The sequence below is a fragment of the Flavobacterium sp. genome, assembly GCF_046073885.1.
Classification (GTDB): Bacteria; Bacteroidota; Bacteroidia; order Flavobacteriales; family Flavobacteriaceae; genus Flavobacterium.
On the sequence record NZ_JBJTND010000040.1, the window covers coordinates 1 to 14,429 of the forward strand.

The 14,429-nt window shown below is 33.6% G+C and carries 12 protein-coding genes; 6 read left to right on the forward strand and 6 right to left on the reverse strand.

Annotated elements, in window-relative coordinates; genetic code table 11:
• The 3 genes from ACKOWY_RS05240 to ACKOWY_RS05250 all read left to right on the forward strand — a co-directional run.
• Positions 1-513, forward strand: a 513-nt coding sequence (locus ACKOWY_RS05240; RefSeq protein WP_408940390.1) for an outer membrane beta-barrel protein, incomplete at its 5' end; no start/stop codon positions are given.
• Between the two features lie 228 nt (positions 514-741).
• Positions 742-1,338, forward strand: a complete 597-nt coding sequence (locus ACKOWY_RS05245; RefSeq protein WP_408940391.1) for an outer membrane beta-barrel protein — start codon at positions 742-744, stop codon at positions 1,336-1,338.
• An 80-nt stretch (positions 1,339-1,418) separates the two neighbouring features.
• Positions 1,419-2,315 (forward strand): site-specific tyrosine recombinase, encoded by an 897-nt coding sequence (locus ACKOWY_RS05250; RefSeq protein WP_408940412.1) that lies wholly within the window; start codon positions 1,419-1,421, stop codon positions 2,313-2,315.
• Between the two features lie 49 nt (positions 2,316-2,364).
• Here the strand turns inward: ACKOWY_RS05250 and rny are convergent, their stop codons facing one another.
• The 3 genes from rny to ACKOWY_RS05265 form a co-directional block, all read right to left on the reverse strand.
• Complete coding sequence (rny, locus tag ACKOWY_RS05255; RefSeq protein WP_408940392.1) at positions 2,365-3,927, reverse strand: ribonuclease Y; 1,563 nt, start codon at positions 3,925-3,927, stop codon at positions 2,365-2,367.
• Positions 3,928-4,151: 224 nt separating this feature from the next.
• On the reverse strand, positions 4,152-4,442 hold the full coding sequence (locus ACKOWY_RS05260; protein ID WP_408940393.1) for a cell division protein ZapA: 291 nt from the start codon (positions 4,440-4,442) through the stop codon (positions 4,152-4,154).
• A gap of 4 nt (positions 4,443-4,446) precedes the next feature.
• A complete protein-coding gene (locus ACKOWY_RS05265; RefSeq protein ID WP_408940394.1) occupies positions 4,447-4,737 on the reverse strand; it encodes a hypothetical protein in 291 nt (96 codons plus the stop codon).
• A gap of 193 nt (positions 4,738-4,930) precedes the next feature.
• On the opposite strand from ACKOWY_RS05265, the gene ACKOWY_RS05270 reads away from it, so the two are divergent.
• From ACKOWY_RS05270 to ACKOWY_RS05280, 3 genes are read left to right on the forward strand one after another with little or no spacing between them, the layout of a single operon-like run.
• The gene (locus ACKOWY_RS05270; RefSeq protein ID WP_408940395.1) at positions 4,931-6,619 is read left to right on the forward strand and encodes a M23 family metallopeptidase; all 1,689 of its coding nucleotides are present in this window, start codon (positions 4,931-4,933) and stop codon (positions 6,617-6,619) included.
• A gap of 10 nt (positions 6,620-6,629) precedes the next feature.
• Positions 6,630-9,098 carry a carboxypeptidase-like regulatory domain-containing protein gene (locus tag ACKOWY_RS05275; RefSeq protein ID WP_408940396.1) on the forward strand — a complete coding sequence of 823 codons (2,469 nt, stop codon included), beginning with the start codon at positions 6,630-6,632 and terminating at the stop codon, positions 9,096-9,098.
• A 34-nt stretch (positions 9,099-9,132) separates the two neighbouring features.
• Positions 9,133-9,843, forward strand: coding sequence for a hypothetical protein (locus ACKOWY_RS05280; RefSeq protein WP_408940397.1), 711 nt, complete (start codon positions 9,133-9,135; stop codon positions 9,841-9,843).
• A 7-nt stretch (positions 9,844-9,850) separates the two neighbouring features.
• Here ACKOWY_RS05280 and ACKOWY_RS05285 read toward each other — a convergent pair whose 3' ends face one another.
• From ACKOWY_RS05285 to ACKOWY_RS05295, 3 genes are read right to left on the reverse strand one after another with little or no spacing between them, the layout of a single operon-like run.
• Positions 9,851-11,698: an ABC transporter ATP-binding protein gene (locus tag ACKOWY_RS05285; RefSeq protein WP_408940398.1), complete on the reverse strand. Its 1,848-nt coding sequence runs from the start codon at positions 11,696-11,698 to the stop codon at positions 9,851-9,853.
• Positions 11,698-13,425, reverse strand: a complete 1,728-nt coding sequence (locus tag ACKOWY_RS05290; RefSeq protein WP_408940399.1) for a phospho-sugar mutase — start codon at positions 13,423-13,425, stop codon at positions 11,698-11,700. The genes ACKOWY_RS05285 and ACKOWY_RS05290 overlap by 1 nt, the downstream gene beginning before the upstream one ends.
• 41 nt (positions 13,426-13,466) lie before the next feature.
• Positions 13,467-14,426, reverse strand: coding sequence for a glycosyltransferase family 2 protein (locus tag ACKOWY_RS05295; RefSeq protein WP_408940400.1), 960 nt, complete (start codon positions 14,424-14,426; stop codon positions 13,467-13,469).
• Positions 14,427-14,429 lie beyond the last annotated feature (3 nt).

The window sequence follows — 14,429 nt, forward strand, 5'->3', positions numbered from 1 at the left end:
AAAGGAGACATCGTTTTAGGTGGTAACATCATGACTAGTTCATCTACTACAGATGTAGGTGGTGTAAGCACTAAAACTTCTTCTTCAATGATTGGACCAGATGTTGCTTATTTTATTGATGATAATTTCGCTTTAGAATTAGGTCTTGGAATTGGTAGCTCTAAAACGGGTTCTACTACAAGAGCTACTTCTAATGTAGCTGTAGGTGCAAGATATTATTTCTTAAACTTAGGTGAGAGATTTAAAACTTACACTAGCTTTGGTTTGAACTTTGGTTCAGATGATAATGGTGGAAACGGTGCTGAAAAAACTTCTACTTTAGGTTTTGGTGCTGGTTTAGGAATGAACTATTTCTTAACTTCAAAAGTTGCTATCAACTTTGGTTTAGGAAATGTAATTTCTTATGACTCTTCTAAAACTGGAAATTCTTCAACTTCTTCAATGAACATTAACTTGAATGAGTTTAATAATTTCTTTACTAAACCAACTTTTGGAGTTTCTTACAGATTCTAATATTTGTTAGTTATATTTTAAAAACCACTCCAGAAATGGAGTGGTTTTTTTTTATATAAAAATCACATTTGAGTAGGATTGCTAATAATTAATTTTAATACGTTGTTTTTCTGTGTTTTGGAGCTTTAATAGGAGATGGATTATTGTTAATAACTAACTTCGTTACTTTGGCTGAAATGAAATGTTTTAATATAAATTTACTATATTAACATTTAACAAAAATTAATTATGAAAAAATTTTTATTAACTGCTGCTGCAGTATTTGCATTATCATTTGCTAATGCACAAGAAAAATCAAATGAAGGTTTTTCAAAAGGAGACGTATTTATGTCTGGAAGTATTAATCTTTCAAATTCAAAATGGGCTGCTTCGGGTAATTACCAAGAAAGTGCATTCACTTTAGCTCCTAGTTTAGGTTACTTTGTATCTGAAAACTTTGCTTTAGGTTTAGGTTTGAACATTTCTAACGCAACAGCTAAAGCTACATCTTCTTCTACAGAGTCAAAAACAAGTACAGTTGGTCTAGCTTTAATGGGTAGATATTATTTTACTCCTTCTTCGAAGTTTTCTAGTTTTGTTCACGGAGAGTTTGATTATTTAACAATGACTATGGATCCTGGTTCTGTAAAAGTTAATGGAATGGGATTTGGAGTTGCTCCAGGATTTAACTATTTTGTATCTAAAAATTTAGCACTTGAAACTTCTTTTGCAATTTTAAGTTATTCTACTGCAAAAGCTGATGTATCTGGTGCAGAAGCTGCAACTAATTTTAAATTAGGTTTAGATTTATCTAAAATTAACTTTGGATTAGCTTATAAATTCTAATTTATCATAGAATGATCTTTAAACCACTCGAGAAATCGGGTGGTTTTTTTTATTGCTTCTTTTCTCGTTACTTTGTAGGTATGAATTGGAATACCTATTTAAAAAGCTACCAGTCGTTTCTTAAAATTGAAAGAGGTTTATCTAAAAATACAATAGATAATTACACTTTGGATATTGAGAAATTGTGTTTGTTTTTAGAGCAAAATGCCCTTTCAGTTTCTCCAATTACAATCTCAGAAGAAGTTATTCAGCAATTTATTTATTCCATTTCCAAAGAGGTGAATGCGCGATCTCAAGCCCGAATCATCTCTGGATTAAAAAGTTTCTTTTCTTATTTGATATTTGAAGATTATCGCACCGATAGCCCTATGGAGCTCATAGAGGCTCCCCGATTAGGTAGAAAACTGCCGGATACCCTTTCGGTTCAAGATATTGATAATTTAATTTCTGCCATCGATTTATCAAAACCAGAAGGCGAACGCAACAGGGCCATTTTAGAAACTTTATATGGTTGTGGATTGCGCGTATCCGAATTGGTAACTTTAAAAATATCTGATTTATTTTTTGATGAAGGTTTTATTAAAATTACTGGGAAAGGAGATAAGCAACGTTTTGTTCCAATTAGCGATGTCACGCAGAAATACATCCTAATGTATAAGGATTTAATACGGAGTCACCTGGTTATTCAAAAAGGGCATGAAGATACCTTGTTTTTAAATCGTAGAGGTAAACAACTCACGCGGGCCATGATATTTACCATTATCAAAGATTTAGCCGTTGCAATACACCTAAATAAAGTTATTAGTCCGCATACGCTTCGGCATTCTTTTGCGACGCATTTATTAGAAAATGGTGCCGATTTGCGGTCCATCCAATTACTTCTTGGTCACGAGTCGATAACCACAACCGAAATATACGTGCATTTAGATAGAAAACATTTAACGCAAATAGTAAATGCGTACCATCCCAGAAAATAAAAAAGCCTGTCATCAGACAGGCTTTTTTTTATAATAAATTTTAGCACTATTATTTAGCAATATTTACCGCTCTTGTTTCTCTAATAACGGTAATTTTCACCTGACCTGGATACGTCATTTCTGTTTGTATTTTTTGAGAAATTTCAAATGATAAACTTGAAGCCATATCGTCATTTACTTTTTCACTTTCTACAATCACACGTAACTCACGACCCGCTTGAATAGCATAAGCGTTTTTAACTCCGTTAAATCCGAAAGCAATTTCTTCAAGGTCTTTCAATCTTTGGATGTATGAATCCAATACTTGACGACGTGCTCCTGGTCTTGCACCCGAAATCGCATCACAAACTTGAATAATCGGAGAAATTAAATATTTCATCTCAATTTCGTCGTGGTGAGCTCCAATTGCGTTGCAAACCTCTTCTTTCTCGCCATATTTCTCAGCCCATTGCATACCTAGTAATGCGTGTGGTAAATCGCTTTCAGCGTCTGGCACTTTACCAATATCGTGAAGTAAACCGGCGCGTTTAGCCAATTTTACATTCAGTCCAAGTTCTGCAGCCATAATACCACAAAGTTTAGAAACTTCGCGCGAGTGTTGTAACAAGTTTTGGCCATAAGAAGAACGGTATTTCATTCTTCCTACTGTTTTAATTAGTTCAGGGTGTAATCCGTGAATTCCTAAATCAATAACAGTACGTTTACCAACTTCTACAATTTCTTCTTCTATTTGTTTAGTCGTTTTTGCTACTACTTCTTCAATTCGAGCAGGGTGAATACGACCATCCGTAACTAATTTATGTAATGAAAGTCTCGCAATTTCTCTTCTTACTGGATCAAAACAAGATAGAATAATTGCTTCAGGCGTATCGTCTACAATGATTTCAACACCGGTTGCCGCTTCTAGAGCACGGATATTTCTACCTTCACGACCAATGATTCTGCCTTTCACATCATCCGATTCGATATTGAAAACAGAAACGCAGTTTTCTACCGCTTCTTCTGTTCCTACACGTTGAATGGTGTTGATGATTACTTTTTTAGCCTCTTGTTGAGCAGTAAGTTTAGCCTCTTCAATAGTGTCTTGAATGTGGGCCATAGCTTTAGTTTTGGCTTCTGCTTTTAAGCTTTCAACCAATTGCTCTTTAGCATCCTCAGCAGACAATCCCGAAATAACTTCAAGTTGTTCTACTTGGCTTTTATGCATTTTTTCAACTTCTTGGTATTTCTTATTTAATACCTCAAGTTTTGATTCGTATTCAGCTGTTTTAGCTTCATAGTCGTCGTTTACTTTTTTAGCTTTTGCTAATTCACTAGAAACTTGCGACTCTTTATCTCGAATTCTTTTTTCTACTTCAGCCATTCTTTTATCCTTAGATAAAATCTCTTTTTCATGCTCTGATTTTAACTCCAGAAACTTCTCTTTGGCTTGTAATAATTTGTCTTTTTTGATGTTTTCTCCTTCAAGATTTGCATCTTTCAATATTGATGCTGCTTCTTTTTTGGCGTTTTTTAGTAGGTTGGATGCGGTGCTTTTTTCCAATACTTTAGTAATGGTAAAACCTCCTGCTAATCCACCAACCAATCCGATAATTATAGATACTATGTCCATGTTTTGATTTAAAAAAAATTATATAAAAAAAACCTACATTAATTGCTTGTATAAACTCGTAAAGACAAGTTTTGAGTTAACTCGTTGTTCAAGTTTCCCACACGAAGCGGGCATACTATAGTAACGATGATTCACTCACTTTAATTTGTTAGTGTTGAGTTTACCAAAAATGAACTAATGTAGGCAGTATTTTTAGTCTATTTGTAAGAACGTATTTTGAACTATTATTTTAGATATTGATCTAATAAATCATTAATTTTTGCCAATCGCTCTATAGATTCGGTTCCATCTATAGCGTTATCCACATTTTTTTGTTCCAATTGAGAAGCAAATTGTAAAGCACACATGGCCAAAACATCTTGTTTATCACGAACAGCATAATTTTCTTCAAATTGCTTAATCATATTATCAATTTTTTTGGAAGCACTTCGCATAGCTTCTTCCTGAGAAGGATTTACTGTTAACGGGTAAACTCGATCTGCAATTGATAATTTAATTTTAAGCTTTTCATTCATAGTCTTAATCTGCTATCTGTGAAATACAGTAATCTATTTCTCTAATTAATGAATTTATTTTAAGCTTCGTATCTCTTTTATAATCTTCACTGCCAAGTAGTGAATTGGTTAATTTTAGAGTTTCAACATCTTTTTTTAGTTGCTCAATAACTAAATTTTGATTTTGATTTGAATCCGCTGAAATAGCTAGTTTTTTTTCTAACTCCTGCTTTTTTTCTTCCAAACTGTTGATTTTCAAAAACAATTTCTGAATTTTTGCTTCTAGAGTATCTATTATTTCGGTGATTTCACTCATCTGTAACACTATTCATTACTTAATCTTACAAATTTATAATTCCTAATCTATTAAAGCAATATTTTTTGCTAAAAAAAATATTTATTTTTCAATACATTACTAACATTTTGGAAAACATGAACTTATTAAAAATAATTTCACTTATTTTTTTGTATCTTACTTATTTTGTAAATTAGCCAAAACCAATTTATTAATGAAATTTTTCCCGCTAGTATTTTTAAGCTCCTTTTTTTGTTTTTCACAAAATCAGTATCCCAAAGATTATTTTGTTCCACCATTGGAAGTTCCGATGCAACTTTCTGGAAATTTTGGTGAATTGCGACCCAATCATTTTCATGCAGGATTTGATTTTAAAACCAATCAAAAGGAAGGATTGAATGTTCATGCTTCCGCAGAAGGGTATGTCTCTCGAATTAAAATTGCATCAGGTGGTTATGGTAAAGCTATTTATATTACCCATCCTAACGGATATACTACGGTTTATGGTCATTTGCAAAAAGCTGTTGGAGCCATTCAAAATAAAATTGAAGAGTTGCAATACGCAGCCAAAAGTTATGAAATAGAAGAATATTTCAAGCCCAATGAATTGCCGGTTACCAAAAATCAAATTATTGCCATTTCTGGAAATACAGGAGGTTCCGAAGGACCGCATTTGCACTTTGAATTTCGAGATAGTAAAACAGAAAAAATTATCAATCCATTATTTTTTGGTTTGGATTTGAAAGACACAAAAAAACCAATTGTTTCAGGAGTTTATGTATATCCAATTGATGAGAATTCAGTTGTAAATGAATCAAAAATTCCGGTGATGTTGAGTTTGTCATTACAAAAAGACGGAACTTATATTTCAGATAAAGTTTTGGCTTCGGGAAAAATAGGCTTAGGAATAAATTCTGCTGATTGGGACGATGTTTCTTACAATGCAAATGGGGCTTATAAAACCCAATTAATTTCTAACGGCACTCCAATTTTTGGATATGAATTGGATCAAATGCAATTTGATGATGCGCGCTATGTAAATGCATTAATTGATTATGGAAGATATAAAAAAACGCACCAACGCGTTCAAAAATTATTCATGAAAAATCCATTTAATTGGAGTAATATTTATCAAAATGTAGCTAACGGAATCTATGATGTAACACCTAATTTCACTAGTAGTCAACGTATTGAAGTGTCTGATTTCAATCAAAATAAAACGGTTATTACGGTTCCAATTCAGTATTCAAATCAACCTGCAAAAGTTTTGAACCCAATTAAACCAACCAATTATTTTGTAAAAGCAAAAGTGGATGCCCTATTTGAAAAAGATAATTTTTCGGTGTTTTTTCCTGCAGGCACATTTTATGATGATTTCTACCTGAATTTTGAAGTTAAAAACAAGGTTTTAATTTTACATGAAGATACCGTCCCAGCGCATACTAATTTCACTATCACCGCAACTGATGAAAAAGCTTCCGATGAGGAAAAAAAGAAAATGTTTATTGCATCTTACAATGGAAAAAAATGGACGTACAATCCAACAAAACTTAACGGAAATTCCTTTACCTCTAAAGCAAAAACATTAAGTCAATTTGCATTAATGCGTGATACCATAGCTCCAAAAATAAAAATAGACAAAAATATCGAGGGCAAATGGATAAGCGATCAAAAAAGTATTAGTTTGACTATTTCAGATGATTTTTCTGGTGTTAAAACTTATAATGGTTATCTCAACGACCAATGGATTTTATTTGAATATGAGTCTAAGTTGAATAAAATCACACATGTTTTTAAGGATAGTTTGCTTTTTGAAGGTTCCAATAAATTGAAAGTGATCGTAACTGATAATGTAGGAAATTCCACTATCTTTGAAACGCAATTTAATAGAAGTCAAAAATAATTCAATTCATTTGAAAACAAGAAATAGAGTTTTATCGCTACTTTTTTTTCTAATTAGCACTTTCATTTTTGCTCAAAATGCAAAAGTTACCGGTGTGGTTTTAGATGAAAATAAAAAACCAGTAGAAGGAGTAAATGTAAGTTATCAAAGTAAATCTTCTGTTACAAATTCCAATGGATTTTATGTAATTGAGATTCCGTCAAATCAAAAAGTAGTTTTGGTTTACACCCATATTTCGTTAAAAAGAATCACAGCTACCTTTGAGCTAAAACCGAAAGAAGTTTTAGATTATAATCCGATAATGAGTTCGAAAAACGAACAACTTGAAGACGTAGTCATTACTACAAGCAAAAAAAGAGTTCAAGGAATTGTGAGTATTGATACCGATGTGATTAAGAAAGTTCCTAGTTTGTCGGGTGGAGTAGAGGGTATTATTAAAACACTTCAAGGGGTTACTTCCAACACCGAATTAAGCTCTCAATATTCCGTTCGTGGTGGAAATTATGATGAGAATTTGGTTTATGTAAATGAAATTGAAATCTACCGTCCGTTTTTAGTACGTTCGGGTCAACAAGAAGGATTGAGTTTCACCAACACCGATTTAATTCAGAATATTGATTTTTCGGCTGGGGGTTTTCAGTCAAAATACGGAGATAAAATGTCCTCTGTTTTGGATATAACCTATAGAAAGCCAACTAAATTTGGAGCATCATTAGAAGCCAGCATGCTTGGAGGTAATGTTTCTGTGGAAGGAATTTCTAAAAGCAAAAAATGGAGCGCCATCACCGGAATTCGTTACCGCGACAATTCTCTTTTGGTAAACAGCCAAGAAACGCAAACCAATTACCGGCCGACTTTTGCCGATATTCAAACGAATGTAAATTACAATTTAAATAAGAAAGTTCAGTTTAGCTTTCTAGGAAATATCTCACAAAATAAGTACAATTACCAACCCTTAACGCGCCAAACAAACTTTGGAACTTTAAGCAATCCAATTGCACTGCAAATTTTTTACGAAGGACAAGAAAAAGACCAATACCAAACATTATTTGGTGCTTTCAAAACCAATTACATCGCTTCAGAAAAAAGCACTTATAAATTGATTGCTTCTGCTTACCATACGCAAGAGCAAGAATATTATGATATTGATGCTGCCTATTTTCTTGGTGAAGTGGATACTAATATTGGCTCGGAAACATTTGGAAATGTAACCTACAACAGAGCTATTGGAAGTCAATTAAACCATGCTCGTAATGATTTAGATGCCTTAATTTTTAACGGAGAAATAAAAGGGAATCACAATCTGAAAAACAAAAATCAATTAGAATGGGGATTGAAATACACTCATGAAAGTATTCGGGATCGAATTGTAGAATGGGAAGTTTTAAATGATTCGGGATTTAATGTGAATCCTCCAAATGTACCGCCAAGAGACGAGCCGTATTCACCGGTTTATACAGGTCCATTAGTTCCTTATCAAAATGTGCGGGCGTTGAATTTTGTTTCAATCAATCGATTTTCGGGTTACGCCCAATGGAGTACAAAAACTACACTTGGTGAGAACCAGCTTTGGTTGAATGCGGGTGTAAGAGCGCAGAACTGGATGGTTTCGGGTGATGTTTCTGCCGATGCAAAAAGTCAAACTGTTGTGAGTCCGCGTGCACAAATTGCATTGAAACCCAATTGGGAAAAAGATATGATCTTTCGTTTTTCAACCGGATTTTATTACCAACCGCCTTTTTACAGAGAATTGCGCGATCAATATGGTGCCGTAAATCCGAATGTAAAAGCACAAAAATCTGTTCATTTTGTTTTAAGCAATGACTATAATTTTAAAATGTGGAACCGACCTTTTAAATTGGTAAGTGAGGCTTATTACAAATCGATGAGCGATGTAAATACCTATACTCTTGAAAATGTAAGAATTCGCTATAGAGCAAATAACGATGCGGTAGCCTATGCATACGGTTTTGATTGTAGGTTAAATGGTGCGTTTGTTCCTGGAACCGAATCTTGGTTTAGTTTTGGATACATGAAAACCGAAGAAAATCAAGACGGAAAAGGATATATAGCGCGACCAACCGATCAGCGTTTAAAATTCGGAATCTTATTCCAAGATTATATGCCAAACATTCCAAATGTGAAATTGTACTTGAATTTAACCTACAATACTGGACTGCCTGGAGGTTCTCCATCTTATGCGGATGCTTATGAATACCAAAGTCGTTTACGAGATTACCGCCGTGTAGATGTAGGTTTTTCCTATTTGTTTACCGAGAAAAATAATGAGCGTCCAGAAGGGCATTGGTTGAAAAAATTCAACGATTTGTCTCTTGGTTTTGAAATTTACAACATGTTCAATAACCAAAATGCAATTACAAATACGTGGGTTAGGGATGCGTATTCTAAAAATCAATACGGAATTCCGAATTACATGACAACGCGTGTTTTTAATATTAAATTGACAGCGAGATTGTAATTTTCACTAAATTTGATTGATAAATTTATTTCTTATGAAAACTAATTTCAAATTTTTTGTTGTGTGTTTAGCTTCACTTTTACTAAGTTGCAAGGAAAATAAAGAAACTCCAAAAGTGTCTTATGATACGAATGCCAAAGATAAAGTAGCTGTTAAAGCCGATACTTCTTCGATAAAAGTAGCTGATTTACCAATTAATTTTTCAGGAACTAATTTTCTAATTCACCCAATTGGAGATCTAAATATTGGTTATGAATCGTATTCTAGGTCAAATTCACAGCAAAGCTTTGCCATTTCTGATAATAATGAATTTGAAATAACAGGATATTTACAAAATTTAAAATTTCAGGAAATAGGGAAGGATTCTATTGTTTCTTTAACAGAAAAACAAATCCTGATACAAACTGCTACCTATTTAAAAAATACTGCGGATAAAACCAAGAAACAATTTTTAGTTTACACCCTTGCAGATTCGGATACCAATAAGGATGGCAAGTTGAATAATGACGATATCAAATCACTTTATATCAGCTCTATCAATGGTGCTAATTTTACCAAGTTATCGAATGATTTTCAAGAGTTACTAGACTGGAATTGCATAGAATCTATTTCTAGATTGTATTTTAGAACCATAGAAGACATTAATAAAAATGGTTCTTTTGACAAAGAAGATAAAGTGCACTACTATTATTTAGATTTACTTTCTAAAGAATTAAAAGCACAAGAATATTTCCCAATAAAATAATGGTACATTATTCGAAACTTTGCATTAGTACAAGTTTAGAATAGGTCCCGTTTAGTGCAAGAAGCTCATCATGTGTTCCCTGTTCTACAATTTCACCGCGGTGCATTACCACAATTTTATCCGCTTTTTGAATTGTTGATAGTCGGTGTGCAATTACAATTGACGTTCTATTTTGCATCATGTTTTCTAATGCTAATTGAACAAATTTTTCGCTTTCGGTATCCAATGCTGAAGTTGCCTCATCCAAAATCATAATCGGCGGATTTTTTAATACGGCACGAGCAATATTCAATCGTTGTTTTTGACCGCCTGAAAGTTTGTTTCCAGCATCCCCAATATTGGTGTAAATTCCATTAGGTAAATCTTTCACAAATTCATAGGCGTTTGCGACTTTTAAAGCTGCTATAATCTCCTCATCGGTTGCATTTTCTTTACCAATCAGAATGTTGTTTTTTATGGTGTCATTAAAAAGAATAGAGTCTTGTGTTACCAATCCCAACATATTTCGAAGCGAGTTCATGGTCATGTCTTTTATGTCGGTTCCATCTATTTTTATGGATCCTTCTTGAACATCATAAAAACGCGTTAGTAAGTTGGCGATGGTACTTTTTCCGCTTCCCGATTGGCCAACCAAAGCCACGGTTTTCCCTTTTGGTATTTGAAGTGAAAAATTCTTTAATACATTTTCATCTTCATATTTGAAATTAATATTTTCAATTGCTATTTCATTATCAAAAGATGCTTTAACTAAAGCATTTGGTTTATCCGTAATGGCATTTTGCACCTCCAATACTTCAAAAACACGCTGTGCTGCAGCCATTCCGCTCTTAACAGCGTAAGTTGCTTTAGAAATTGATTTTGCTGGAGTTAGGATATTATATGCTAATCCCATATACGCTAAAAATTGAGCGCCTTCAAGAACTGCTTTGCCATTTGGTAGCTTGTCAACAAGAACCATATTTCCACCAAACCAAAGTAACACGGCAATTACAATGATTCCCATAAACTCACTAAAGGGAGATGCTAAATTGTTTTTTCGGCCAATGCTATTGGATAGCTTTAATAAACGACCTACAGAATCATTAAACCTTCTTTTAAAGCTATTTTCCGCATTGTAACTTTTAACCACTTTTAATCCGGAAAGGCTTTCTTCTACTATCGAAATTAAATAGCCTCCCTCTGATTGTAGGTTTTGAGATTTTGACTTTAAAGATTTTCCAATTATTGAGATGATGTAGCCAGAAATCGGAATGAAGATAAATACAAAAATGGTCAATTTTACACTAATTGCGAACATGGCTATTATGGTGAAAATAATGGTCATGGGTTCTTTAACAATCAATTCCAAAATTGAAAAAAATGAATTTTGAACTTCACCAACATCACCAAGCATACGAGCCATAATATCACCTTTTCTTTTTTCGGAATAAAATGAAATAGGTAAGTCAATTATTTTGGTGAACATTGTAATACGCAAATCTTTTAGCACTCCATTTTTTAAGTGCATTAAGTGATTTGATGCCAAATAATTAAATAAGTTTTTAAATAAAAAGGTTGTTATTACTAAGCTAACCACAAGTAATAAAGCATATTGCGGTCCGCTATTGTTTTGTAAATCAGTTATGTAATAATATAAATACTCTTTACCGTATTTTGTTATTTTCCAAATAGATGTGTAAACAGGTTTTTCTGTTACTTTTTCGGCATTGTCAAATAAAACTTGCATCATCGGAATTAATGCGATGAAAGACAAGGTGCTGAATAAAGCATATAGAATATTGTAAATTACATTCCAAACCACATGAAATTTATATGGTTTAACAAATGGAAATATCTTCTTTAAATTTTCGTCCATTATTTTAATTGCATTGCAGCAATAATATTATTGATTTTTTGATCTAATTCTTTTTCAACTGCAGCGGCATTTTCAACTTTATCTAAAGGTGCGTTGACGCTAAAATAGAATTTAATTTTTGGTTCAGTTCCGCTTGGTCGAGCACATATTTTTGATCCATCTTCCAGATAATAAATAAGTACATCCGATTTTGGGATAGCAATAGCCTCTGTTTCACCGGTAAACATATTCTTTGCAGTCGAATTTTGGTAATCTTCAATGCAAACCACACGTTGTCCGTCAATTTCTAAAACCGGATTTTCACGCAAGTTGATCATCATTTGTTTGATCTCCTCTAAACCTGAAATTCCTTTTTTGGTTAACGAAATTAAATGCTCTTTATAAAATCCGTAGTCAACATACAAGTTTAATAGCTCTTGATATAAAGAACTTCCAGCTGCTTTAGCTTGAGCTGCAATTTCACAAACCAACAAAGTTGCTGCAACTGCATCTTTATCGCGAACGGCATCTCCTACCATAAATCCAAAACTTTCTTCGCCACCGCCAATAAATTTCAACTCAGGAAAATCTTTAATGAATTTAGCAATCCATTTAAAACCGGTAAGACCCACTTTACATTCTACTCCATAAGTAGATCCAAGTTCCATAATCATTGGGGTAGATACTATGGTAGATCCAATAAATTGCTTCCCATTTAATTTACCTGCTCGTTTCCATTGCTCTAGTAAAAAAGCCGTCATGATTACCATGGTTTGATTACCATTCAGTAAAATCATTTTGCCATTGGTGTCTCTCACGGCAACACCCAAACGATCTGAATCGGGATCTGTACCAACAACGATATCTCCATTCACTTTTTCTGCTAATTCCAATGCCATAGTCAATGCCTCAGGCTCCTCTGGATTGGGTGATTTAACTGTTGGAAAATTACCATCAGGTACTTCTTGCTCGGCAACAATATTCACATTGGAATAACCAGCTTTTGCCAAAACTCCGGGAATTGATTTAATTGAAGTTCCGTGAAGTGAGGTATATACAATTTTTAAATTTTCTTTTGCTGCAGCCGATGTACTAAAGCTTGCATTCTCTATAGTTGAATTTGTAAACGCTTCATCAACTTCTGTATCGATATATTCAATTAAATTTTCATTGGCATCAAATTTAATTTGGTCGTAAGAAAGCGCTTCAATAACTTGAATAATTTCGGCATCTTGAGGTGGAACTAATTGTCCGCCATCTTGCCAATATACTTTGTATCCGTTGTATTCTGGCGGATTGTGGGATGCAGTTAATACAATTCCGGCGTGACATTTTAAATGTTTTAATGCAAACGATAATTCGGGTGTAGGGCGTAAATCTGAAAACAAATAAACGTGAATTCCATTTGCAGAAAAAACATCAGCAACCGTTTTTGCTAGGGTATTGCTGTTGTGTCGGCAATCATAAGCGATGACTACTTTTAATGCTTCACCTGGAAAAACCTTTTTTAAATAATCAGAAATTCCTTGGGTATTTTTTCCTAAAGTATATTTATTGATTCTGTTGGTTCCTGCGCCCATAATTCCGCGCATTCCACCAGTTCCAAACTCCAAATTTTTATAAAAACTTTCTTCAAGTTCTTTTGGTGCAGAAGCCATCATTTCTCTAATGGCATCTTGTGTTTCTTTATCAAAAACTGGAGTCAGCCACTCGTTTATTTTATTTAATAGGGTTTGTTCAATTTGCATTTATAGGAATAACTTTAATAGAAATTATCGTTTCTTTTGTATTATAAATTTATTTCAGAAGCAATTTTGTATCGCTCTTCGTTGTTTTTGGTTCGAAGTATTATCTCGCCCAAAAATCCGGCAAGAAATAATTGGGAACCAATAATCATGGAGGTTAGGGCAATATAAAACAATGGGTTTTGAGCTACTAATATGGTTGGCTCATGAAAAACAAACAGTTTGGTTAATTTGATGATTATTATGGAAGCGGTAGATATCAATCCGATTAGAAACATCAATACTCCAGCTGCTCCAAAAAAGTGCATCGGTCTTTTTCCGTAGCGGGTTAAAAACCAAATGGTAATTAAATCTAAGAAACCATTGATAAATCGACTCATTCCAAATTTTGATTCACCGTATTTTCTTGCTTGGTGGATTACCACTTTTTCACCAATCTTACTAAATCCTGCATTTTTTGCTAATACCGGAATGTAGCGGTGCATTTCACCCGATACTTCGATGTTCTTAATTACTATGTTTTTATATGCTTTTAATCCGCAGTTAAAATCATTTAAATAAACCCCAGAAGTTTTTCGGGCAGCCCAATTAAATAATTTTGAAGGAAGATTTTTTGTCACCACATGATCGTAACGCTTCTTTTTCCAACCCGAAACCAAATCATAATTTCCATTGGTGATCATTTGGTAAAGCTCCGGAATTTCATTTGGGCTGTCTTGTAAATCGGCGTCCATGGTAATGATTACCTCGCCTTCGGCTTTGTTAAATCCCGCATGTAGGGCCTGCGATTTTCCGTAATTTCTTAAAAAACGAATTCCTTTTACATTGGAGTCTTTTGAATTCAAATCTTCAATTACATGCCAAGAATCATCGGTGCTGCCATCATCTATGAAAATTACTTCATAAGAATATTGATTGGCTTGCATGACTTTTACAATCCAAGAATGCAATTCGGGCAACGACTCTTGCTCGTTTAATAACGGAATGATTATAGATAAATTCATTAA

What these genes read in the sequence shown, in the direction of transcription:
- ACKOWY_RS05245 (WP_408940391.1), top strand. Translation starts at nt 742, where the DNA reads ATGAAAAAATTTTTATTAACTGCTGCTGCAGTATTTGCATTATCATTT.
- ACKOWY_RS05250 (WP_408940412.1), top strand. Translation starts at nt 1,419, where the DNA reads ATGAATTGGAATACCTATTTAAAAAGCTACCAGTCGTTTCTTAAAATT.
- rny (WP_408940392.1), bottom strand. Translation starts at nt 3,927, where the DNA reads ATGGACATAGTATCTATAATTATCGGATTGGTTGGTGGATTAGCAGGA.
- ACKOWY_RS05260 (WP_408940393.1), bottom strand. Translation starts at nt 4,442, where the DNA reads ATGAATGAAAAGCTTAAAATTAAATTATCAATTGCAGATCGAGTTTAC.
- ACKOWY_RS05265 (WP_408940394.1), bottom strand. Translation starts at nt 4,737, where the DNA reads ATGAGTGAAATCACCGAAATAATAGATACTCTAGAAGCAAAAATTCAG.
- ACKOWY_RS05270 (WP_408940395.1), top strand. Translation starts at nt 4,931, where the DNA reads ATGAAATTTTTCCCGCTAGTATTTTTAAGCTCCTTTTTTTGTTTTTCA.
- ACKOWY_RS05280 (WP_408940397.1), top strand. Translation starts at nt 9,133, where the DNA reads ATGAAAACTAATTTCAAATTTTTTGTTGTGTGTTTAGCTTCACTTTTA.
- ACKOWY_RS05285 (WP_408940398.1), bottom strand. Translation starts at nt 11,698, where the DNA reads ATGGACGAAAATTTAAAGAAGATATTTCCATTTGTTAAACCATATAAA.
- ACKOWY_RS05290 (WP_408940399.1), bottom strand. Translation starts at nt 13,425, where the DNA reads ATGCAAATTGAACAAACCCTATTAAATAAAATAAACGAGTGGCTGACT.
- ACKOWY_RS05295 (WP_408940400.1), bottom strand. Translation starts at nt 14,426, where the DNA reads ATGAATTTATCTATAATCATTCCGTTATTAAACGAGCAAGAGTCGTTG.